Here is a 22511-nt window from a genome sequence, read left to right on the forward strand (position 1 = left end):
AACCGGACGGCCGGGCCCCGGCACGGCGGGGCGGGCCGTCAGCGGATCTGGACGCCCGAAATGGCTCGCGCGATCACCAGCCGCTGGATCTCCGAGGTGCCTTCGAAGATCGTGTAGATCTTGGCGTCCCGGTACATCCGCTCCACCGGGTGGTCGCGCAGATAGCCGGCCCCACCGAGGATCTGCACCGCCTTCTCGGTGACCGAGACCGCCACCTCACCGGCCTTCAACTTCGACATCGAGCCCTCGCCCGCGGAGAACGGCTTGTCGTTGCGGCCCATCCACGCCGCCCGCCACACCAGCAGCCGCGCCGCGTCGATCTCCGTCCGCATGTCGGCCAGGGCGAACGCGATCGCCTGATTCTCGATGATGGGACGGCCGAACTGCACCCGGGTCTTCGCGTACTCCAGCGCGTACTCGTACGCCGCCCGCGCGATGCCGAGCGCCTGCGCCCCGACCGCCGGCCGGGACAGCTCGAACGTCCGCATCGCGGCCTGTCCCGACCGCCGCTGCCCCTCCCGGGCCCGCGCCAGCCGCTTGTCGAGCGCCTCCTTGCCGCCGAGCAGGCAGCTGCCCGGCACCCGCACGTCGTCGAGGAACACGTCGGCGGTGTGTGAGGCCCGCAGCCCCAGCTTCTTCAGCTTCTTCGTGGCGTCCAGCCCCTTGGTGCCCGGCGGCACCACGAAGGCCGCCTGGCCACGGGACCCGAGCGACGGGTCCACGCTGGCCGTCACCACATGCACGTTGGCGATGCCGCCGTTGGTCGCGTACGCCTTCTGCCCGCTGATCACCCACTCGTCGGTCGCCTCGTGGTAGACCGCCCGGGTCCGCATCGACGCCACGTCCGAGCCGGCCTCCGGCTCGGTGCTGCAGAACGCGCCCACCTTCGGGTCGCTCGCGTCGCCGAAACACTGCGGCACCCACTCGAACAGCTGGTCCGGTGTTCCCGAGCCGTAGATCGCGGCCACCGCCAGGGACGTTCCCGAGATCGCCATGCCGATCCCGCCGTCACCCCAGAACAGCTCCTCGTTGGTCACCGGCAGGCTCAGCCCCGAGGTGTCCGCCCAAGTGTTGGCCAGGAACTCGAAGCCGTACAGCCCGATCTTCGCGGCCTCCTGCAGGACCGGCCAGGGAGTCTCCTCCCGCTCGTCCCACTCGGAGGCCGCCGGACGGACCACCGACTCGGCGAACCCGTGTACCCAGTCACGCAGCTCGCGCTGCTCATCGTTCAGATCGAGCCAGAACTCCACGTCGGACAGCCCCTCAGCAGCAGGTTTACTAGCCGGTAACTTTACGATCGGCTTACCGGCCTGACAACCGCCATCGATGGATAGAACCGATCAGCGTTCCAGGATGGCGACGACGCCCTGGCCGCCCGCGGCGCAGATGGAGATCAGGCCGCGGCCGGAGCCCTTCTCGGCGAGCAGTTTCGCGAGAGTGGCGACGATGCGGCCACCGGTCGCCGCGAACGGGTGGCCGGCCGCCAGCGAGGACCCGTTGACGTTGAGCCTGGCCCGGTCGATCGAGCCGAGCGGGGCGTCCAGGCCCAGCCGCTCCTTGCAGAACTCCGGCGACTCCCAGGCGGCCAGCGTGGACAGCACCTGCGACGCGAACGCCTCGTGGATCTCGTAGAAGTCGAAATCCCGCAGCGTGAGGCCGTTGCGGGCGAGGAGCCGCGGCACCGCGTAGGCGGGCGCCATCAGCAGCCCCTCGCCACCGTGCACATAGTCGACGGCCGCGGTCTCCGAGTCGGCGAGGTAGGCCAGCGCCGGCAGCGAACGGGCCGCCGCCCACTCCTCGGAGGCGAGCAGCACCGTCGACGCGCCGTCGGTCAGCGGCGTGGAGTTGCCCGCCGTCATGGTGGCGTTCTCGCTGCCGTAGACCGGTTTCAGCTTCGCGAGCTTCTCCATGCTGCTGTCGGCGCGCAGGTTCTGGTCACGGGTCAGCCCCAGGTAGGGCGTCAGAAGATCATCGAAGAATCCGCGGTCGTACGCCGCCGCGAGTCGTTGATGCGAGGTGAGGGCGAGCTCGTCCTGAGCGGCCCGGTCGATGTTCCACCGCAGCGCGGTGACCGCCGCGTGCTCACCCATCGACAGGCCGGTCCGCGGCTCGGCGTTGCGCGGCGGCTCCGGCTGGAGCGCGTGCTGCGGGCGCAGCTTGGCGGCCGCTTTGAGGCGGGCCCCGAGAGTGCGCGCCCGGTTCAGCTCCAGCAGTGCCCGGCGCATGTCCTCGTGCACCTGGAGCGGAGCGTCCGAGGTGGTGTCCACGCCACCGGCCACGCCGGCATCGATCTGCCCGAGCGCGATCTTGTTGGCGACCAGGATGGCCGCCTCCAGGCCGGTGCCGCACGCCTGCTGGAGGTCGTAGGCCGGGGTCCGCGGGTCGAGCCGGGAGCCCAGAACCACCTCACGGGTCAGGTTGAAGTCGCGGGAGTGCTTGAGCACCGCGCCGGCGGCGACCTCGCCGAGCTGCTCACCGGCCAGCCCGAACCGGGCGATCAGCCCGTCCAGGGCGGCGGTCAGCATGTCCTGGTTCGAGGCCTCGGCGTAACGGCTGTTGGAGCGGGCGAACGGGATCCGGTTCCCGCCCAGGACGGCGACACGGCGCACGGTGGCCACGACTATCCTCCACACACGAGAAAGACTCGGTTACTCACCGGTAGGCTACTCGCATGGCTGACAGGTACGCGAACTTCGCCAACTCCGGTCTCGGCCGGACCATGGTCAAGCGCCTCGGGCTGCCTGATCCGCCCCGGCTGCGCCGCCACCGGCCCGGCGACCCGCTCACCACCGGGCCGGTCCTGCTGGGCGCGGCCCCGGGTGGCCGGCTCGCGGAGCCCGCCCGCAAGCTGCTGGAGACGTCCGGCGTCCAGGTCACCGACGCTGTCTCCACCGACACCGACCCCACGGGGGTACGGGTGGGCGCGCTCGTGTTCGACGCGACCGGCATCCGGGACTCCGCCCGGCTGCGGGCCCTCTACGACTTCTTCCATCCGTACGCCCGCTCGCTGCGGTCCTCGGGCCGGGTGATCGTGCTCGGCACGCCGCCGGAAGCCACCGGATCGCCGGCGGAGGCGACCGCGCAGCGGAGCCTGGAGGGTTTGACCCGCAGCATCGGCAAGGAGTTCGGGCGCGGCGCGACCGCCCAGCTCGTCTATGTGGCGCCGGGCGGTGAGACGGCCGTCGAGTCCACTCTGCGGTTCCTGCTGAGCGGCCGCTCGGCGTATGTCTCCGGCCAGGTGATCCGGGTCGGCGCCGGCGACGCGCCCGCCCCGGCCGACTGGGAGCGCCCCCTCGACGGCAAGCTGGCCCTGGTCACCGGCGCGGCCCGGGGCATCGGCGCGGCCATCGCCAAGGTCCTCGCCCGCGACGGCGCCGAGGTGATCGCCCTGGACGTGCCGGCCGCCGGCGACGCGCTCGCCGACGTGGCGAACGAGACCCGCGGCCGGGCCCTGCAACTCGACCTGACCGCCGCCGACGCGCCTTCGCGCCTGGCCGGATACCTGGCGGCGGGACCGCGCGCCGGCGTCGACATCGTCGTGCACAACGCCGGCATCACCCGGGACAAGACGATCGCCCGGATGTCGGAGGACCATTGGGACTCCGTGATCGGCGTCAACCTCTCCGCCCCGGAACGGGTCAACGAGCTGCTGCTGGAGCGTGGCCTCATCCCATCCGGCGGCCGGATCGTCGGGGTCGCGTCGATCGCCGGGATCGCCGGCAACCGCGGCCAGACCAACTACGCGACCAGCAAGGCCGGCGTGATCGGCCTGGTGCAGTCGTACGCCCCGCTGCTGCGGGACCGCGGAATCACGTTCAACGCGGTGGCGCCCGGTTTCATCGAGACGGCGATGACCGCCAAGATGCCGCTCGGGCTGCGCGAGGCCGGCCGGCGGCTGAACAGCATGTCGCAGGGCGGCCTGCCGGCCGACGTGGCCGAGACCATCGCGTGGTTCGCCTCGCCCGGCTCGGCGACCATCACCGGCAACGTGGTGCGGGTCTGCGGCCAGAGCCTGCTGGGAGCCTGACATGGTCGCGGTCGTCGAGCTGAGCAACGGCCCGGGAACCACCGCGGCGTACCTCCGTGCCGCCCTGGGCCTCCTCCCCGGCGCCCGCATGCTCCCCGGCGCCCGCCGGGGCGCCACACTGCCCGATGTGGAGGTCCGGCAGCGCGGTGTCCGGGTCGACCGCTCACACCTGGCCGCCTACGACCGGGTCTGCGGTCTCCGCCTCACCGACACCCTCCCCGCCGCCTACCCACACGTGCTGACGTTCCCGCTGGCCATGCGCCTGATGACGGCTCCCGGCTTCCCACTCCCGCTGGTAGGCCTGGTCCACGTCACCAACCGCATCACCGTCCACCGCCCGATCCCGTCCGGCGCGGCCCTCGACCTGTCCGTCCGGGCCGCCGACCTACGCGACCACCCCCGCGGCCGCCAGTTCGACATGATCGCCACCGCCACGATCGACGGCGAGGAGGTGTGGCGCGGCCTCTCCACCTACTTGCGCCTAGCCCCTTCCAGCTCGGCGTCCGGGCACACCGGCCGAGTGGGCGGATCTTCCGGTTTCGAGGAGGGGCCTTCCCATCAGGCGGGCGGCTCGGGCGAAGCGCGCCCGGCGGACAGCGGCTCGGAACCGGCACCGCCCGCCGGCAGCGTGTGGCGGGTGCCCGTGCGGGTGGGCGGCGACTACGCGGCCGTTTCCGGCGACCGGAACCCGATCCACACCTCACGACTGGGCGCCCGGTTGTTCGGCTTCCCGCGGCCGATCGCCCATGGAATGTGGACCAAGGCTCGCGTCCTGGCCGCGCTGGAGGGCCGCCTACCCGACGCCTACAGGGTTGAGGTCATCTTCAAACAGCCGCTGCTGCTCCCCTCCACAGCGACGTTCACGGCCACCGCAGCGCCGGACGGCTGGATGTTCTCAGTTACCTCCCACCGCGCTCACCTGACTGGCACCGTCACCACCGCGCTCACCTGACCGGCGCCGCCACCACCTAACGCACCCGACCGGCATTCCCTAACCAATCGCCGTCACCATCACGCCGCTCGCGCGCGGTCATGCGCTCTCCGCGCCTGCCTCTGGCTGGCCACCCCTGGTCGGCTTCGACTCCCTCGGTTCCGTCGTTCCCCGGATGCCGACCGCGTCAGCCATGGTGTGCTGTGAAAAGTCGACACCCGTTGTGGGTGTAGCCCACACCCACAACGGGTGTCGACTTTCCGGAAGGGCATCACTGAACGCCGTGAGTCGTCGATGCGGATGCAGTAGCGGCGGCGGATTCGAGGATCTGGTCAACGGCGTCGGCCCAGACATCCGACTCAGGATTGCCGATCAAGGCACGGCTGCGGTTGCTCGCGGCGGCAGCCGAGCCGAGGGTGCTGGCCGCGTCGGCGGTGGTGGTGCGCGCGTGCGGGCGCGCGCCTGGGCCGGAAGGCCGCCGGACCGGCGGGATCGCCGCGCGTCGGTTGGTTGGTTGGTTGGGGTGGGATGGCCCGGGTTACTTCGCTGCGGCGAGGACGCCGGCGACCGCTTCGGCGGCGGCGGGAGCGTCGTCGCCGGAGGCGTGGACGGTGACCGTGCTGCCCGCGGCGGCGCCGAGTGACATCAGGCGCAGGGCGCTGCGGGCGTTCGCGGAACGGCCGTCGAGGCGCACCTCGATGGTGGAGGCGAAGGCGGCGGCGGCCCGGACCACCTCGCCCGCGGGGCGGGCGTGCAGCGCGGCGGGCAGGACCACCGCGATCTCGGTGACGTCAGAACTTGGGGACATCGCGGGCCTCCCGGGCGGCGCCGGCGACCGTCGGAAGGTCCGCGCCGGTGGAGGCCAGCACCGCGGCGGCCACCGCGCCCTCGACGAACGGGGCGTCGGCCAGCAGCGTGCCGGCGGGCAGGTCGGCCAGAACGGCGCGGGTGGTCAGGACCGCGCTGCCTAGATCGGCCAGGACCAGCACCCCGGCGCCGGCCTCGGCCCGGGCCACCGCAGCCTCGATCTTCGCGGCGCTGGTGCCGAGACCGCCCTCGTCGGTGCCACCCGCGGGTTCCACACGCACGTCGGGACCGGCGACCTGCGCCAGCAGATCACGTGTGCCGGAAGCCAGGGCCGCGCTGTGCGACACGAGAACGATTCCCACGAACGCCATGGATCAGATGGTAGTCACCGAAAGACTTGGCGGAATCGCTCAGCGCGACGATGCTGAAACCGGTCCATGGAAGCCGTCGAAGGAGCCGGCCATGAAGAAGTTCATCAACGATCCCGCTGACGTGGTGGCCGAAGCTCTCGCCGGGCTCGCCGCCGCCCATCCCGGTCTGCGTGTGAACGCGGGCGAACAATACGTGGCCCGCGCCGACGCGCCCCGCCCCGGCAAGGTGGCGCTGGTGTCGGGTGGTGGTTCCGGGCACGAGCCGCTGCACGGCGGCTTCGTCGGCGCCGGGATGCTCGACGCCGCCTGCCCGGGCGAGGTGTTCACCTCGCCGGTGCCGGACCAGATCCTCGCCGCCACCAAGGCGGTCGACGGCGGCGCGGGGGTGGTCCACATCGTGAAGAACTACACCGGCGACGTGATGAACTTCCAGCTCGCCGCCGAGCTGGCCGCCGACGAGGGCCTCTCCGTGGAGACGGTTCTGGTCGACGACGACGTGGCGGTGGAGAACTCGACGTGGACCGCCGGGCGGCGCGGCACCGGCGCGACGCTGCTGGTGGAGAAGATCGCCGGCGCGCTGGCCGAGGAGGGCGGCAAACTGGGCGAGGTCGCGGCGATCGGCCGTGAGGTCAACGCGGCCTCCGGCTCGTTCGCGTACGCGTTGACGGCCGGCACCACGCCCGCGGCCGGACGTCCGGGGTTCGATCTGCCGGACGACGAGATCGAGGCCGGTGTGGGCATCCACGGTGAGCCGGGCCGGCGCCGGGAGAAACTGCGCCCGGCCCGCGAGCTGGTGCGGTCCGCTCTGGACGCGATTCTCGACGCCAGGCCACTGACCCGGGGCGACCGGGCCCTGGTGCTGGTCAACGGCTTGGGCGGCACTCCGCTGATCGAGCTCTACCTGGTCTTCGGTGAGGTCGCCGCGGTCCTCGCCGAGCGGGGTGTGGAGATCAGCCGTAACCTGGTCGGCAACTACGTGACCAGCCTGGACATGGCCGGCCTGTCGATCACCCTGACGAAGGCGACGGACGAGATGATCCGCCTGTGGGACGCCCCGGTGAACACTCCCGGACTGCGCTGGGGCGCCTGACGTGGATGTCGCACTGGCCATCACCTGGCTGCGCGCGGCCGCCGAGGCCGTCACCGCCGACGCCGACGAGCTGACGAGACTGGACTCGGCGATCGGTGACGGCGACCACGGCGTCAACATGAGGCGCGGCTTCACCGCGGTCACCGCTGTTCTGGACGCCACCGAGTTCACCGGAGTGGGCGACGTCTTCGTGCGCGCCGGCACCGCCCTGATCTCCAAGGTGGGCGGCGCCGCCGGCCCGCTGTACGGCAGCGCCTTCCGGGCCTTCGGCAAGACGCTGCCGGCCGGTCCGGAAGTGGGCCTCGCCGACCTGGTCACAGCCCTGCACGCTGGGCTGGACGCGGTGACGAGACTGGGTGGCGCGGCGCCGGGGGACAAGACTCTGGTGGACGCGTACCGTCCGGCTCTGACCGCGTTCGAGGAGGCGGTGGCCGGTGGCGCCGCTCTCGCAGAGGCGGCGGCCGGTGCGGCGCGGGCGGCGGGCGACGGCGCCCGGGCCACGATCTCGATGACCGCACGTAAGGGGCGGGCCTCCTACCTGGGGGATCGCAGTGCCGGCCATCAGGACCCGGGAGCCACCTCGACGTGGCTGATCTTTCAGGCGCTGGCTGACGTGACGGCGCCCTGAGTCCCACCTGCCCCATCTGTCAATCCGGTGTAGTTGACCCCGGCGTGCCCGCGGCGGCCCAGACTACGGGGGTGGGGTTCAGTGGGATTTTCGACGACCGGTCGCTGCGGACGAAGATCGGCGCGGCCGCGATGACCGCGACGATCAGTGGGGTGTTGGTCGGAGGGCTCGCGGTGAGCACGATCTACAACCTGAACCAGGACGGCGCCGCCGCGCACCGGCAGTCACTGAAGATCGAGTCGGCGGCCGGCGCGTTCAGCACGAAGATCGAGGCGTTCAGCGGGAACCTCTTCGCGATACAGCTCTACCCGACCCTGGCCGACCGGATCCAGAAGAGCATGGCGGCGAACCAGGCGGCGGTCACCGAAGCCCTCGCCACTCTCAGCGAGAGCCTGCCCGGCGACGAGGCCGTGGCTAAGGCGGAGAAGGACTGGGCCGACTACCTCGCCTGGGTCAGTCAGGACCGCGGAACGTCGTCGCCCGCCGAGCTGGCCCAGGCGGCCAAGGAGCTCGACGCGCTGCGCGCTGCGCTGGCCGCCGACCAGACGGCTCTGCAGGAGCGGGCGGTGCAACTGGCGGAGAAGAGCATCTCGGACGCGGAGGAGTCCGGCAACTCGGCGGCCTGGACGGTGGGCATCGTGCTCGCGGTGGGTCTGCTGCTCAGCATGGTGATCGGGTTCCGGGTGGCGGCCCGGGTCACGGACACGGTGCGGTCGGTGTCCCGGCTCGCCGAGGGCCTGGCCGAGGGCGACCTCACCCGTACGTCGGGGGTGCGCAGCCGTGACGAGATCGGCCGGATGGCCGTCGCGCTCGACCAGGGGATGGCCCGGCTCCGTGAGGACGTCGTGCAGCTGGCCGCCAGCGCCGGGACCCTGCAGAACGCGGCCGGCCGCCTCAGTGAGGTTTCGGGGTCGGTCAACGCGGCGGCCTCGGAGGCGTCCAGCCAGGCCGGTACGGTCGCCACCGCCGCCGACGCCGTCTCGAACAACCTTCAGGTCGTCTCGGCCGGTTCGCAGCAGATGGGTTCGGCGATCCGCGACATCAGCGTCTCCACCTCGGAGGCGACCGAGGTGGCGGCACAGGCGGTGCGGGTCGCCGCGGAGACCAACGCGATCGTGGGGCGGCTCGGCGCGTCGTCCGAGGAGATCTTCACCGTGGTCAAGGTGATCACCAGCATCGCCGAGCAGACCAACCTGCTCGCCCTGAACGCGACGATCGAGGCGGCCCGGGCCGGTGAGGTGGGCAAGGGGTTCGCGGTCGTCGCCGGCGAGGTGAAGGACCTGGCGCAGGAGACGGCCAAGGCCACCGAGGACATCTCCGAGCGGGTGCAGGCGATCCAGGCCGACACCAGCGGGGCGGTCACCGCGATCGGTGAGATCACCGAGATCATCGAGCGGATCAACGGCCTCCAGCTGACCATCGCCTCCGCGGTGGAGGAGCAGACCGCGACCACGCAGGAGATGAACCGGACGCTCACCGAGGCGGCGAACGGCGCCGGCGACATCGCCGCGACGATCGGCTCGGTGTCGGACGCCACCCGGCGGACCACCGACACGGTGGGGGAGACCCAGCACGCGGCCGACGACCTGAGCACGACGGCCGCGCAGTTGCAGGCGGTGGTTTCACGTTTCCGGTACTGACCCTGGTGCGCGACGCCCCGGACTGACACTGTGAGGGCATGTACCCGCCCGAGCCCTGGCAGCTGCGCGGACAGATGTATCTGTCGGTCTTCCTGGTCCCCCGGCGTGACATGCCGTCGCTGCCACCGGTGCTGGACGCCGCGGTGCGCCCGGTCACGGTCGCCGGCCGGGTCGCGGTCGGCGCGGCCTGGGTCTCCTACGAGCCAGGTGGCGTCCTGCACTACAAGGAGTTGCTGAGCGCGGTCCTGGTGCACGAGCGCGGCCGCCCGCGGGTGAGCATCACCGACATCTGGGTGGACAGCGTCGCCTCCCGGGAGGGTGGCCGCCGGCTGTGGGGCATTCCGAAGGAGCTGGCCGGGTTCACCATCGACGCGGAGACCGAGCCGCTGGTCGACGCCACGATCACCGCACCGGGGGGCGGTCCGATCGGCGCCGCGCTGATCCGGTTGAAGAAGCGTCTGCCGGGCCGTTTCCCGATCGGGTTCACCGTGGCGCAGGAACTGGCCGGGCAGGTGCGGCGCACCCCGGTGCGGGGCCGCGCCGGCTTGCGCACGGCGACCGCCGTCTGGCGTCCCGAGCCGGCCGGCCCGCTGGCCTACCTGGCCGGCCGGCGTCCCGTGCTCAGCCTCGCCATCACCGACTTCTGGCTGGTTTTCGGGCGTTCCGCCGAGGATCGGGCGAAGACCAGGGAGCGTACGGCTCGCTGATCCACCGCTCGCGGGTACGGTTCGGCGGGGTATTCCGCCGCCGACCGCGACGAGGAGCACGATGAGCGCCGACCACCACCACCACACGCACGGCGATCTGCCGCAGCTTCCGCAGGGCCGGCGGCTCACGCTGATGCTGCTCGTCCCGGCGGTGTTGCTGACCGTGCTGGGGATGGTGCTGCTGTGGCCGCGCGACACCCCGCAGGCGGCCGAGGGCGCGGACGGGCCGGTGACGGTCACCGGGCAGGTGATGTCGGTGGATCCGGTGGACTGCCCGCCGGTGCCGCGGGGGGACGCCCCGGCCGAGAAATGCGGGTCGGTGCGGGTCCGGCTGGCCGACGGCGCCCAGGTCACCACACAGATCCCGACGGGCCCCGGCGCGCCGGAGGTGGCGGCCGGGGACGACATCGTGATGCTGGCCGTCAACGACGAGACCGGGACCGTCAGTTACGCGATCTCCGATCACCAGCGGAGCAATCAACTGTGGCTGCTCGGCGCCGCGTTCGCGCTGGCGGTGATCGCGTTCGGCCGGTGGCGGGGCGTGACGGCGCTGGCGGGTCTCGCGGTCACGTTCGCGATCCTGCTGTACTTCATCGTGCCGGCCATCCTGGACGGCCGGTCTCCGGTGCTGGTCGCGGTGGTCGGCGCTGCCGCGATCATGCTGATCGTGCTGTACCTGACGCACGGGTTGTCGATCACCACGACGATCGCGGTGGCCGGGACTCTGGCCAGCCTGGCGATCACCGCGATCCTGGCCGCCGTCGCGACCGCCGGTGTGCACCTGACCGGGGTCGCCGACGAGACGTCCAACTTCCTGACCATCACCCAGGGCGACGTGAACATGCGGGGCCTGCTGCTGGCCGGCATCGTGATCGGGTCGCTCGGTGTGCTCGACGACGTGACGGTCACCCAGTCGGCGACCGTCGCCGAGCTGGCGCTGGCCAATCCCGCGTACGGGTTCCGCCGCCTCTACAACGCCGCCACCCGGATCGGCCGGGCCCACATCGCGTCGGTGATCAACACGATCGTGCTGGCGTACGCCGGGGCGTCGTTGCCGTTGATGCTGCTCTTCGCGGCCGGGAACACCCCGATGAGTGAGCTGCTCACCTCGCAGCTGATCGCCCAGGAACTGGTGCGCAGCGCGGTCGGCACGATCGGCCTGGTCGCCGCGGTGCCGATCACCACGGCTCTGGCCGCCTTCCTGGCCGTACGCCGCCGCCCGGCCACGCCCGCCGCCCCTGCCGCCGCTCCCGTCAGGGAGGGGAGGCGGCGGCGTCCCGTGGAGGACCCGTGGGCGGCGTTCGTGGACCGGGACAATTGACGGATCAGGTGCACTTCTGCCAGGCCACCCGGTAAAGCGTGTTGATCGAGGCGTCGGTGGAGTCCATGGACAGGAAGTTGGTGTGCTTCTTGGTGTCCGAGGATCCGCGGTTCACCCGCAATTCCGTGTTGATGTTCAGGAACCGCCGCTCACCGCACGGCAGGTAACTCAGCGAAGCGATTCCCACCTTGTCGGTGCGCTGCCAGGAGTCCTCCATCGGGCCCTTGAAGTCGTGCCGGCTTCGGGTCGTCTGGGAATGTCCCTGGAAGTAGTAGCTGGCCGCCTGCTGGCCGAACGATCCGGGCTTCAGGCTGGCGTATCCGCGGTAGTCGGCGCTGGCGATGGCGAAGGTGAATCCGGTCGGCACCTTGATGTCCAGCGCCATCTGGCAGTTCTTCCGGAAGTCGAGCGGTGTGGCCTCCGGGCCGACCGACGCGGTGTACTTCGAGTAAGTCACCGTGAAGGCGGTGTAGTCCGGCGAGACCTGGATGTCCGCGCTGCCGCCCGGGCAGCCGGACCCGTTCGCGGACACCACGTCGATGATCATCATCTTGTCGGGTTTGGGTGACGGATCGGGTACGGCCTGGGCCGGAGCGGCCATCGCGAGAGTGCCGAGAAGTGCCGTTCCCGCGGTCATCAAACGGAACATGAGAAAACCCCCCGTTGGGTTTAGGCCTTTCCATTTCTCAGAAACCGGAAAATGGTTCGGAAAAGGCCTGAAGAATGGTTTTACAACGTCCACACTAGCGATCCCGGGAACTGCCGGGAGCAGGGCGCGAAACAGCCGTACCAGAGTCTGGACAACACGGCCATTCGGCCGGATTTCCGGAATCGCAGCCCAGCCGGGGAAAGGGTGTGCTACGGGCCTATGCGCCGAGGCGGCGGGCCAGCGCGGTGTGCCGCCGCCCGGCGCTGACCGTGCGCACCGCGGCGGCCAGCGCCCGGCGCGACCCGACCAGCACGACGAGCCGCTTCGCCCGGGTGATCGCGGTGTAGAGCAGATTGCGCTGCAGCATCATCCACGCGCTGGTGGTCAGCGGGATGACCACGGCCGGATACTCGGACCCCTGCGAGCGGTGGATCGTGATCGCGTACGCGTGCGCGAGTTCGTCCAGCTCGTCGAAGTCGTACTCGATGAGCTCGTCCTCGTCCGTGCGTACCGTCAAGGTCTGCTCCTCGGGCGACAGCCCGGTGACGACGCCGACCGTGCCGTTGAAGACGCCCGCCGCGCCCTTGTCGTAGTTGTTGCGGATCTGGGCGACCTTGTCACCCACCCGGTACACCCGCCCGCCCATCCGCCGTTCCGGCAGGCCCTCGCGGGCCGGGGTGAGCTCCTGCTGGAGCAGCGTGTTGAGGGCGCCCGCGCCGGCCGGGCCGCGGTGCATCGGGGTGAGGATCTGGATGTCGCGGCGCGGGTCCAGGCCGAACTTGCGCGGGATGCGGTGGCAGGCGACGTCGACGGTGAGCGCCGCGGCGGCCTCGGTGTCGTCGCAGGGGAACAGGAAGAAGTCCCGCATCCCCTCCAGCCGCACGGGTTTGCCCTGGTTGACGCGGTGCGCGTTGGTGACCACGCCGCTCTCCGCGGCCTGCCGGAAGATCTGGGTCAGCCGGACCCGGGGGATCACGTCGGCGGCGAGCAGGTCGCGCAGCACCTCGCCGGCGCCGACCGAGGGCAGCTGGTCGACGTCGCCGACCAGCAGCAGGTGCGCGCCCGGAGCGACCGCTTTGACCAGCTTGTTGGCGAGGATCAGGTCGAGCATCGAGGCCTCGTCGACGACCAGCAGATCGGCGTCGAGCGGGTTGTCGCGGTCGTAGGTGGCGTCGCCGCCGGGCTGGAGCTTGAGCAGCCGGTGCACGGTGGCGGCGGGGTGGCCGGTCAGCTCGGCGAGCCGTTTCGCGGCCCGGCCGGTGGGCGCGACGAGCTGGATCTTCGCCTGCTTGGCGGCGGCCAGTTCGACGATCGAGCGCACGGTGAAACTCTTCCCGCAGCCCGGTCCGCCGGTCATCACCGCGACCTTGGACGTGAGCGCGAGCTTGACGGCCTGCTCCTGCTCGGGCGCCAGCGTCGAGCCGGTGCGCTGGTGCAGCCAGCTCAACGCCTTGCCCCAGTCGACCGCGCCGAAGTGCGGCATCCGGTCGGACTTCTCCCGCAACAGCGACACCAGCGAGGACGCGAGCGACTGCTCCGCCCGGTGGAACGGAACCAGGTAGACCGCGTCTCCTTCCTGCACCACGCCCTCCTCCTCGACCAGGGAGGCGAGGCACGGCGGGATCAGCGGGCCCGGCACATCGAGGATCTTCGCGGCCTCTGCCATCAGCTCCATGGCGGGAAGGAAGCAGTGACCGTTGTCGGTCGCCTGCGACAACGTGTACTGGAGGCCGGCTTTCACCCGTTCGGGACTGTCGTGCGGGATGCCGACCGCCTGCGCGATCGTGTCGGCCGTCTTGAACCCGATGCCCCAGACGTCGGAGGCCAGCTTGTACGGCGAGTTCTTCACCACCGAGATGGACGCGTCGCCGTACTTCTTGTAGATCCGGACGGCGATCGACGTGGAGACGCCCACGCCTTGGAGGAAGACCATCACCTCCTTGATCGCCTTCTGCTCGGCCCACGCCGCGGTGATCTTCTTGGTGCGCTTCGGCCCGAGTCCGGCGACCTCGATCAGCCGCTCCGGAGCGGTCTCGATGATGTCGAGGGTGTCCAGTCCGAAGTGGTCCACGATCCGCTCGGCGAACACCGGCCCGATCCCCTTGACCAGCCCGGATCCCAGGTAGCGGCGAAGGCCCTGCACGGTCGCGGGCAGCACGGTGGTGTAGGAGAGCACCTCGAACTGCCGGCCGTACTGTGGATGTGACGACCACCAGCCGGACAGCCGCAGACTCTCCCCCGGCTGGGCGCCGAGCAGCGCACCCACCACGGTCAACAGGTCCGTGCTGCTCTTGTGCGCGACCCGGGCCACCGTGTAACCGGTCTCCTCGTTCACATAGGTCAGCCGCTCCAGCACGGCTTCGAGAACGTACGGGGTTCGGGTGGGCGAGTCCGGTGGCACGCGCCCATCGTGCCCGCCGGGGTAGAAACAGCCAAGCCCCGGGGCCTAGCGTGATCTCCATGGCGCTCTTTGACTTCCCCCTCCACGAGTTGCGCGAGTACCGCCTCTCCCGTCCGGAACCGCCCGGCTTCGATGACTTCTGGTCCGGCACCCTGGCGGGAGCCCGGCGGGCCGCGCTGCCCCCGAAGCTCGCCGAAGTCAGCACCCCGCTCAAGGGCGTGACCACCTACGACGTCACGTTCACCGGCTACGCCGGGCAGCCGGTCCGGGCCTGGCTCAACCGCCCGGCCGGCGTCACCGGCCCGCTGCCGGTCGCGGTCGAGTTCATCGGGTACGGCGGCGGCCGCGGCCTGCCGGTCGACTGGCTGCTCTGGGCCAGCGCCGGTTACGCCCACCTGGTGATGGACACCCGCGGCCAGGGCGGCTCCTGGCGCGGCGGGGACACCCCGGACCCGGACGAGTCGGGCGCCGGCCCGTCCTCGCCCGGGTTCCTGACCCGCGGCGTACTCGCCCCGGAGACGTTCTACTACCGCAGGCTGATCACCGACGCGGTCCGGGCCGTGGAGACCGCCACCGAGTTGCCCGGAGTCGACGCGTCCCGGCTGGTGGTGACCGGCAAGAGCCAGGGCGGGGCGCTCTCGATCGCGGCCGCCGGCCTGGTGCCCGAGCTGGTCTCGGCCGTGGTCGCCGGGGTGCCGTTCCTCTGCGACATCCAGCGGGCGATCACGATCACCGACAGCAATCCGTACGCCGAGGTGGTCCGTTTTCTGCGCGCCAACCCGCGGGCCGCGGAGCGGACGCTGGAGACGCTCGACCACGTGGACGCGGTCCACTTCGCCCGGCGGGTCACCGCGCCGGCGATCCTGTCCGCCGCCCTGATGGACGACGTGTGCCCGCCATCCGGTGTCTTCGCCGCTTACCACGCGATCGAGAGCCAGAAGCAGATCGAGGTCTACCAGTGGGACGACCACGCTGGAGGCCGCAGCTTCTTCGACACCGCCGCGCTGGAGTTCGTCGATGATCGACTGAACTGAGCCCGCCGGCCCGGGTCGCCGGCGTCGTGCCGCCGGAACCCGGGCCGCGGACGGTCACAGGAACGAGCGGATGATGCTGATCGCCAGAAAGACGACGATGAACGCCAGGTCGATCGAGATGCCGCCGGCCCGCAGCGGCGGCAGCACCTTGCGCACCGGCGCCAGCATCGGCTCAGTGATCTTGTAGATCACGTCGAGGGCCTTGGACCGGGCCGAACCGGGCATGGCGGGACCGGCCAGCATGACGCTCCAGTCCAGCACCACCCGAACCACCAGCAACAGCTGGACAAGCAGCAGCACCAAGCTGACCAGAGCGAGAAGACCCATCGGAACCTCCGTGTGAGGGGTACGTGCCACCAACTATGCGGTGACTTCCTGTGAGCCGGCTTGGCGCGGTCTGTGACGGTCGCGATAGATCGCGACCGTCACAGACCCTCAGGTCAGTCAGTTGAAGTGGTCCGGGTGCGGCCCGGTGCGGCCGTCGCTCTCCAGGGCGTCGATCGCCGCGATCTCGTCCGCGCTCAGCTCGAAGTCGAAGATCGCCAGGTTCTCCCGGATCCGCGACGGGGTCACCGACTTCGGAATCACGATCCGGCCCTGCTGCACGTGCCAGCGCAGCACCACCTGCGCCGGGGTGCGGTCGTGCTCGGTGGCGATCCGGGTGATCGCCGGATCGCCGAGCACCCCGGCCTGCGCCAGCGGGCTCCACGCCTCGGTCACCACGCCGAGTTCGGCGCCGGCGGCCTGCGCGTCGCGCTGCTGCAACTGCGGGTGCACCTCGATCTGGTTGACCGCGGGCACCGTGCCGCCCAGGCCCGCCACGGCCCGCAGGTGTTCCGGGAGGAAGTTCGAGACGCCGATCGCGCGGACCCGGCCGTCGGCGAGCAGCGACTCCAGCGCCCGCCAGGTGTCCAGGTACTTCCCGCGCTTCGGGGTCGGCCAGTGGATCAGGTAGAGGTCGAGCCGGTCCAGCCCGAGCCGGGCGACGCTGGCGTCGAAGGCGCGCAGCGTCTCGTCGTAGCCTTGGTCGGAGTTCCACACCTTGGTGGTGATGAAGAGCTCGTCACGCGGCACTCCGGCCGACTTCAGCGCCGCGCCGACGCCGGCCTCGTTGCGGTAGATCGACGCGGTGTCGATGCTGCGGTAGCCGGCCTCCAGCGCCGTGGTGACGGCGGCGGCGGTGTCCGCCTCGGGGATCTGGAAGACGCCGAAACCGATCTGCGGGATCGTGACGCCGTTGTTGAGCGTGATGACAGGCGTTTCGCCCATGGAGAGTGCTCTCTCTCTTCAGCGGGTTGCGGCCGCCCGGCCCGCCGGCGGTGGCCGGCGAAGCGAGCGATGTGCCTCACTTCTACCCCGAAGAGGCGGGCCTCCCCACCATCACGTCACCGCCGGCCACCGGGGTGAGCGATGTATCACCCGGTGCCGGTGATCGTCAGGCGCCGCTCGGTGACGTTGAGGTGAATGCCGGACCGCCGGCGATCCGCCGGCCCGGGACATGGTGGTGGGCGCCCGGAGTGCTCGCCACATGGTGGCGGAGCGTCACACCCGGTGGTGCCTGGCCCTCGCGGCGCTGCGCTCCGCGCACCGCACACCCGGTTTGCGAGAGTTGTCAGGGTCAGCGATTCGGTGTTCGTTCTTTTTTCGGAGCCAGACCTTTTCCCGGTACGGCCATCCGTCCCCGGTCCGGCAGGTGTCCGTTCGGCCGTCCCCGTATGACGGGCGGCACACTCCTTCGGCGTGCCCGCCGGCTCCGGCGCCCGCCGCCGCTCGTCCCGGTGAGCGATCGTCGCCAGGACCCGCTCCCCGGCCCGCCCCGGTCCGGCCTTCCCGTTCCGTCGCGGGCGCGGCGCGCCGATGCGCCCGTCCCGCCCGCCCGGTGTCCGGCTGGGCGCGCCGATGCGCCTGTTCCGCCCGCCCGGTGCCCGGCTGAGCGCGCCGAGGCGACCATCGCCGTCTCGTGCCCGGCATGGCTCGCTGACCAGGCCGTCCGGCTCGCACCCCGGCTGCCGGGGCTCCTCGATCCGTTGCGGTCCGTCCCCCGTGACGGCATGTGGGTGATTGTCCGCGGGTTCGGAGAAAGCCCGGTTCCTCCGTGGCGGCCGCCCCACGCCCGGCGGCCGGCTTCCCGGCGCGGCGCGGCTGCCGGCAGGTAACCGGCCGGCAGCCGCCGGACGGCGCGCGGCCGGGGATCGTGGTGGTGGCCGGTCGCCGGGCGGTGGCAGGCCCGGCGAGCGCGTCGCGGCAGTCGCCGGCCAGGCGGCCGGTGGGTTCGGCGACCGTGCCGGGGCGTTCACAGGCCGACCACCCGGCGGGCGGCGATCGGGCCACGGCCACGCCCGGTCCGGCGTGTCACCGAACCACTGCCGGCCCGCGCCTCAGCCGGCTGCCCGGCTCGTCGGTCCGGCAGGGCGCCCGCCCATGGGTCCGGCAGGATGCCCGCCCATGGGGCCGGGAGGCCGCCGGCGCGCTGGTCCGGAAAGGCGGCCGGTCCGGCGCGCCGGACCGGGAGCCTGTCCGGCGTGCTGTCCGGCCGGCCCCGGTGGGTGACCACGGCGGCCCGGCCCCGATACGGGGGGAGCGCGGGGGCCGGCGGGCGCAGGCGCACCGTCAGCCGTACCGCGAGATCATTGCCACCCGCCGCGCGGGTCGGCGTGGTGACCTGTGGCGGGGAAGCCTCGCCGGGGGCTGGCGGCAGGACCGCCTGCGCTCGGCCGCTGGAGGGCTCGGTCGTGCTCCGGGACCCGTCGACCGGTATCGCCTCGGCTCGATTCATGGCGCTCATTATTGATGAACGTGCATCCCGCGCAAGACTCCCGGAGTGTCTGTAACGCCCTGGAAACAGGTTTTCGCCGGATCGGGTCAGAACGGGTAAGCGGGCGGCTTGTCACGCAGGGTGACCCAGCGTGTCTCGGTGAACGCTTCCGCATTGGCCGCCGCGCCGCCGAACCGGGAACCGGTGCCGGACGCGCGACACCGCCGAACGGGCTGTTGGCCTCGTCGCCCACGGTCTGATCGTTGATGTGCACGATTCCGGTGGGAATCCGGTCGGCGAGCGCCAGTCCCCGCATCACGTCACGGGTGACGATGCCGAGGGACAGGCCGTACTCACTCGCGGTGGCGAGCCGGACCGCCTCGTCGGCGTCGGAGAACCGGATCACCGGAGCGACCGGCCCGAAGATCTCCTCCCGGAACGCGGGCGTGTCGGCGGAGACGTCGGCGAGCACGGTGGGGGAGTAGAACAGATCCCGGTAGGTGCCGCCGGCCGCCACCCGGGCCCCGTCGTCCGCCGACCGGGTCACCACTGAGTGGATCTTGTCGCGCTGGCCGGAAGATCCGCGCCAGGCTGACCCCGCCGGTGACCGCGGTCCGTGGATCGGGCTTGAGCAGCACCGCGTTGCCGAGCGCCAGGGCCGGGGCGACCGAGCGGACGGCCAGGATGATCGGCACGTTGAACGGCGCGATCACCGCCACCACGCCGGCCGGGACGCGCGTCGCCATCGAGAGCCGGGGCTTCTCACTGGGCAACAGCTCACCGTACGGCCGCGCCGGCAGCCCCGCCGCCTCGTGACACTCCCGCTCCGCCACGTGCAGGGCGAACCCGGCCATCGGGCCGATCGCGCCGGCCTCGCGAACGTTCCAGCCGGAGACCTCCTCGGCGTGCTCGGCCCACAGCCGGGCGGCCCGCCGCAGCACCGCGGCCCGCCGCAGCACCGCGGCCCGCCGCGGGTGCGGGGTGGCCGCCCAGGCGCGCTGGGCCTCGGTCGCGCAGGCGGCGGCCTCGGCCACCTCCTCGGAGGTGGTCCGCCCGATCCGGCCGAGCAGGGCGCCGGTGGCGGGTTCGGTCACGTCGTACGTGCCACCGGCGCCCAGGCCGCCACTTCCCGCCGATGAAGATGTTGCCGGTCCACAGTTCGTCGTCGAGAAGCATGACGGATCGCCTCCTGGCGCTGGGGTGCGCCGAAGGTATGCCCGTGTCCCACACGGATCAACGGTCTGCTTCCGCTCCCCAGAACCCCGCCGGCACTTCGGCGTCCACGCCGCGTTCCCCGCGCCTCGTGACCGGCGGCCCGGACCGCGCGGGGGATCAGGCGCCGCCGGAGGCGGCAGCGTTGAACAGGGTGATCTGTACACCGAGGACGAAGACCTGGACCGGCAGGGGCAGACCGGGCAGGTCCGCGGTGAGGTTGCCGTTCCACGTGCTGGTGCGCTTGATCAGGCCGATCGGGCGCTCACCGTCGACGAGGTGCTGGTCGCTGCTCCAGGTCGACCGCCGCCGGAACTCGTAGGCCCGCCCACCGGCCAGCACCCGCCAGTTCTTGCGGCCGACGCGTTCGGCCTCGGCGGCCACGGCGCCCCGGTCGTCGAGCATCGTGTACCGGGTGCCCCAGCCGTTCGACTTCACCGTGTATGTGCGGCCGCCCAGCTCGAAGCTGCCGCCGCTGCTCCACCGGCTGGGGTCCCAGGTCGTGACGGGCGTGCCGTCCTCGGACAGTGTGTACCTGTTCCGCCAGAATCCGGTGCTCTCCGCTGTCAGCATGCCGCCATCGTAAGATTCGCCGTCAGCCCGCGAAGCCGTGCCCGGCGAGGGTCTTGTCGATGCGGGCACGGTGCGCCCGCTCCCAGTCGTCGAGGCTCTCCGTCTCCTCTTTGGCGAGTTTCGCCCGCGCCGCGGCCAGCACCTCGTCGTGCCGGGCGGCCGGGACGACCACGACACCCTCCTCGTCGGCGACCACGACGTCGCCCGGGCCGACCAGGACGCCGCCGCAGCGGACCTCGCCGTTGTGCTCGCCCAGCTCGGACTTGGTGCCGGGGATCGGGATGACGCCCCGGGCGAAGACCGGGAACCCGATGTCGCGGACCTCGCCCAGGTCACGGATCAGCCCGTCGAGGACGAACGCGGCGATGCCCCGCCGGTGCGCGACCGCGCAGACGTTCCCGCCGGCGAGGGCGTAGTCGAGGTCGCCGGACTCCACGACGACGACACTGCCGGGCGCGGCCCGGTAGATCGCCGCGTGCAGCATCAGGTTGTCGCCGGGCGGGCAGCGCACCGTGAACGCCGGCCCGGCGACGCGCGGCACCGGCGTCCAGAGCGGCCGGATGCCGATGTCCATCACCTGCCCACGGTTCAGCACGTCGGCGAGCGTGGTCGGCGGGATGCTCTCGAAACCGGGCATGGAAACTCCTTGATCACGGGGGTTCTGTCATATCACGCGGGCACGGCGCCGGTGGGCGACCCGATCAGCCAGTCCGCGAGACGGGACGCTGCCGCCGCCGGCGTGGACGAGGTCTCCCGGGCGGCCTCCAGGATCCCGGCCAGCGTCTCCCCGACGGCCGCGATCCGGGCGGCGACCCGCGAAGGCTCCTCCCGGTGCAGCCCGGTCGCGAGCGCGTGGATGATGCCACCCGCGCTGACCACCACGTCGGGCGCCCACAGGATGCCGCGCGCGTGCAGCAGGTCGGCGGTGGCCGGTTCGTCGAGCTGGTTGTTCGCCGGGCCGGCGACGGCCGCGCACCGCAGCGCCGGCACGGTGGCCGGGGTGAGCACACCGCCGAGGGCGGCCGGGACCAGCACATCGACCTCCGCGGTGAGACAGCTTCGCGGATCGGTCCAGGTCGCTCCGAGAGATTCCGCGACGGTACGCCGGGACGCGTCCACATCCGAGCAGAGGACCCGGGCGCCGGCCGCCGAGAGCAGCCGCACCACGTGAGTGCCGACCCGGCCCACCCCGAGGACCGCGAAGCTGCGCCCGGCCGGATCGGGTGATCCGAACCGGTCAGCAGCGACGGCTCGCAGGGCAGCCAGCACCCCGGCCGCGGTTCCCGGGGAGGAGTCGCCGTCGCGGCAGAGCACATGGTTCGTACGCTCCCCGATCGTCACCATGTCGCCGGGCCCGGTCCCGACGTCCGGCCCGGTGGCGTAGATCCCGCCCAGCCCTTCGATCACGTCCGCCACATCGTGCAGGACGGCCCGCCGGTCCACCGGCCGGGCCCGGGGCAGCGCCACCACCGTCTTGCCGCCGCCGTTCGGCAACCCGGCCAGCGCGGTCTTCGACGTCATCGCCGCCGACAGTCGCAGCGCGTCGTCGAACCCGTCGCGCCAGTCGGAGTAGACGGCGAGCCGGCACCCGCCGACCGCCTGCCCCAGCGCCGTGGAGTGCACCGCGACGATGATCGGGAACCCGGACCTCGCACCACGTTCGACCACGACCCGCTGGTGGTTCAGGGGCATCGCTTCTCCCGTACGACTGAAGGGATTGATGCCTTGAACCTAGGATCCCCGCCAGGCCGGAAGTGATCTCGCCGAACTTCGTTCGGCGTAACCTCCATAACCATGGCCATCGATGACATTGATTCGGCGATCGTGCGGGAATTGCAGGCGAACGCCCGGCATACCAACCGCGACCTGGCCCGCGCGGTCGGCATCGCCCCGTCCACCTGCCTCGAACGGGTCCGGCTGCTGCGCGACCGCGGGGTGATCACCGGCTTTCACGCCGACGTCAGCCTGACCGCGCTGGGCCGCGAGGTCCAGGCGCTGCTGCACGTGCAGGTCCGCCCGCTGAACCGCGAAGTGATCGAGGGCTTCAAGTCCTATGCGGCCGGCCTGCCCGAGGTGCTGTCGGTGTTCGTGCTGGCCGGCGGCGACGACTTCCTGGTGCACGTGGCCGTGAGCAGTGTGGAGGGCCTGCACGCCTTCCTGATGGACCGGTTCTCCGGGCGTCGCGAGATCGTCGGATTCCGCAGTTCGGTGATCTACCAGCACCACCGCAACCGGATCATCGACCCGGATCTCGCGGGAAGTGCCAGATGATCGCTATTGGACTGTGCTCGCTCACCCTGCGGTAGGCCTCCGGCGCGAGGCCGACCAGCGACCCGGGCCCCGCCGGTGACCCCGGGCCGGACCG

The 22511-nt window shown here is 71.6% G+C and carries 21 protein-coding genes and 2 pseudogenes; 9 read left to right on the forward strand and 14 right to left on the reverse strand.

The annotated features are described in order from the left end of the window. Positions 1-38: 38 nt before the first annotated feature. Positions 39-1250: an acyl-CoA dehydrogenase family protein gene (locus QLQ12_RS20355; protein ID WP_282761807.1), complete on the reverse strand. Its 1212-nt coding sequence runs from the start codon at positions 1248-1250 to the stop codon at positions 39-41. A gap of 90 nt (positions 1251-1340) precedes the next feature. Then, positions 1341-2618, reverse strand: coding sequence for an acetyl-CoA C-acetyltransferase (locus tag QLQ12_RS20360; protein WP_282761808.1), 1278 nt, complete (start codon positions 2616-2618; stop codon positions 1341-1343). A 53-nt stretch (positions 2619-2671) separates the two neighbouring features. On the opposite strand from QLQ12_RS20360, the gene QLQ12_RS20365 reads away from it, so the two are divergent. Both QLQ12_RS20365 and QLQ12_RS20370 read left to right on the forward strand, forming a co-directional pair. Further along, positions 2672-4027: a 3-oxoacyl-ACP reductase gene (locus QLQ12_RS20365; RefSeq protein WP_282761809.1), complete on the forward strand. Its 1356-nt coding sequence runs from the start codon at positions 2672-2674 to the stop codon at positions 4025-4027. 1 nt (position 4028) lies between these two features. Further along, entirely contained in the window at positions 4029-4979 is a 951-nt protein-coding gene (locus QLQ12_RS20370) for a MaoC/PaaZ C-terminal domain-containing protein (protein ID WP_282761810.1), read from the forward strand. A 517-nt stretch (positions 4980-5496) separates the two neighbouring features. On the opposite strand, the gene QLQ12_RS20375 is transcribed toward QLQ12_RS20370, so the two are convergent. Both QLQ12_RS20375 and dhaM read right to left on the reverse strand, forming a co-directional pair. Further along, complete coding sequence (locus tag QLQ12_RS20375) at positions 5497-5766, reverse strand: HPr family phosphocarrier protein (RefSeq protein ID WP_282761811.1); 270 nt, start codon at positions 5764-5766, stop codon at positions 5497-5499. Beyond that, positions 5750-6136 carry a dihydroxyacetone kinase phosphoryl donor subunit DhaM gene (dhaM, locus tag QLQ12_RS20380; protein WP_282761812.1) on the reverse strand — a complete coding sequence of 129 codons (387 nt, stop codon included), beginning with the start codon at positions 6134-6136 and terminating at the stop codon, positions 5750-5752. Before dhaM ends, QLQ12_RS20375 begins: the two co-directional genes overlap by 17 nt. A gap of 91 nt (positions 6137-6227) precedes the next feature. On the opposite strand from dhaM, the gene dhaK reads away from it, so the two are divergent. The 5 genes from dhaK (at position 6228) to QLQ12_RS20405 (ending at position 11522) form a co-directional block, all read left to right on the forward strand. Beyond that, complete coding sequence (dhaK, locus tag QLQ12_RS20385; RefSeq protein WP_282761813.1) at positions 6228-7226, forward strand: dihydroxyacetone kinase subunit DhaK; 999 nt, start codon at positions 6228-6230, stop codon at positions 7224-7226. Between the two features lies 1 nt (position 7227). Beyond that, a complete protein-coding gene (gene dhaL / locus QLQ12_RS20390) occupies positions 7228-7854 on the forward strand; it encodes a dihydroxyacetone kinase subunit DhaL (RefSeq protein WP_282761814.1) in 627 nt (208 codons plus the stop codon). A gap of 71 nt (positions 7855-7925) precedes the next feature. Continuing rightward, complete coding sequence (locus QLQ12_RS20395) at positions 7926-9494, forward strand: methyl-accepting chemotaxis protein (protein WP_282761815.1); 1569 nt, start codon at positions 7926-7928, stop codon at positions 9492-9494. A gap of 38 nt (positions 9495-9532) precedes the next feature. Next, complete coding sequence (locus QLQ12_RS20400; RefSeq protein WP_282761816.1) at positions 9533-10201, forward strand: acetoacetate decarboxylase family protein; 669 nt, start codon at positions 9533-9535, stop codon at positions 10199-10201. Positions 10202-10262: 61 nt separating this feature from the next. Continuing rightward, on the forward strand, positions 10263-11522 hold the full coding sequence (locus tag QLQ12_RS20405) for a YibE/F family protein (protein WP_282761817.1): 1260 nt from the start codon (positions 10263-10265) through the stop codon (positions 11520-11522). Positions 11523-11526: 4 nt separating this feature from the next. On the opposite strand, the gene QLQ12_RS20410 is transcribed toward QLQ12_RS20405, so the two are convergent. Further along, positions 11527-12171, reverse strand: coding sequence for a DUF4360 domain-containing protein (locus QLQ12_RS20410; RefSeq protein ID WP_407651519.1), 645 nt, complete (start codon positions 12169-12171; stop codon positions 11527-11529). Between the two features lie 217 nt (positions 12172-12388). After that, positions 12389-14572, reverse strand: a complete 2184-nt coding sequence (gene recD2 / locus QLQ12_RS20415) for an SF1B family DNA helicase RecD2 (RefSeq protein WP_282761819.1) — start codon at positions 14570-14572, stop codon at positions 12389-12391. A 59-nt stretch (positions 14573-14631) separates the two neighbouring features. On the opposite strand from recD2, the gene QLQ12_RS20420 reads away from it, so the two are divergent. Further along, positions 14632-15606: an acetylxylan esterase gene (locus QLQ12_RS20420; RefSeq protein ID WP_282761820.1), complete on the forward strand. Its 975-nt coding sequence runs from the start codon at positions 14632-14634 to the stop codon at positions 15604-15606. A gap of 54 nt (positions 15607-15660) precedes the next feature. Here the strand turns inward: QLQ12_RS20420 and QLQ12_RS20425 are convergent, their stop codons facing one another. The 8 genes and pseudogenes from QLQ12_RS20425 to QLQ12_RS20460 all read right to left on the reverse strand — a co-directional run bounded on the left by QLQ12_RS20425 (position 15661) and on the right by QLQ12_RS20460 (position 21838). Further along, on the reverse strand, positions 15661-15933 hold the full coding sequence (locus tag QLQ12_RS20425) for a YggT family protein (RefSeq protein WP_282761821.1): 273 nt from the start codon (positions 15931-15933) through the stop codon (positions 15661-15663). A gap of 117 nt (positions 15934-16050) precedes the next feature. Then, on the reverse strand, positions 16051-16875 hold the full coding sequence (locus tag QLQ12_RS20430) for an aldo/keto reductase (RefSeq protein WP_282761822.1): 825 nt from the start codon (positions 16873-16875) through the stop codon (positions 16051-16053). A 1024-nt stretch (positions 16876-17899) separates the two neighbouring features. Next, the gene (locus QLQ12_RS20435) at positions 17900-18382 is read right to left on the reverse strand and encodes a hypothetical protein (RefSeq protein WP_282762018.1); all 483 of its coding nucleotides are present in this window, start codon (positions 18380-18382) and stop codon (positions 17900-17902) included. Positions 18383-18638: 256 nt separating this feature from the next. Next, positions 18639-18911, reverse strand: a pseudogene (locus QLQ12_RS20440) (aldehyde dehydrogenase family protein); the annotation flags it as partial. A gap of 76 nt (positions 18912-18987) precedes the next feature. Continuing rightward, positions 18988-19740 (reverse strand): annotated as a pseudogene (locus QLQ12_RS46895) (aldehyde dehydrogenase family protein); the annotation flags it as partial. Next, the gene (locus QLQ12_RS20450) at positions 19694-20146 is read right to left on the reverse strand and encodes a hypothetical protein (protein WP_282761823.1); all 453 of its coding nucleotides are present in this window, start codon (positions 20144-20146) and stop codon (positions 19694-19696) included. The pseudogene QLQ12_RS46895 and the gene QLQ12_RS20450, both read right to left, overlap by 47 nt. 22 nt (positions 20147-20168) lie before the next feature. Further along, entirely contained in the window at positions 20169-20783 is a 615-nt protein-coding gene (locus QLQ12_RS20455; RefSeq protein WP_282761824.1) for an RraA family protein, read from the reverse strand. A gap of 32 nt (positions 20784-20815) precedes the next feature. Beyond that, a complete protein-coding gene (locus QLQ12_RS20460) occupies positions 20816-21838 on the reverse strand; it encodes a Glu/Leu/Phe/Val dehydrogenase dimerization domain-containing protein (RefSeq protein WP_282761825.1) in 1023 nt (340 codons plus the stop codon). Positions 21839-21940: 102 nt separating this feature from the next. On the opposite strand from QLQ12_RS20460, the gene QLQ12_RS20465 reads away from it, so the two are divergent. Next, positions 21941-22417: an Lrp/AsnC family transcriptional regulator gene (locus QLQ12_RS20465; protein WP_282761826.1), complete on the forward strand. Its 477-nt coding sequence runs from the start codon at positions 21941-21943 to the stop codon at positions 22415-22417. Positions 22418-22511: the final 94 nt, after the last annotated feature.

Origin of the sequence: Actinoplanes sandaracinus (genome assembly GCF_030009775.1) — a bacterium.
Taxonomy (GTDB): Bacteria; Actinomycetota; Actinomycetes; order Mycobacteriales; family Micromonosporaceae; genus Actinoplanes; species Actinoplanes sandaracinus.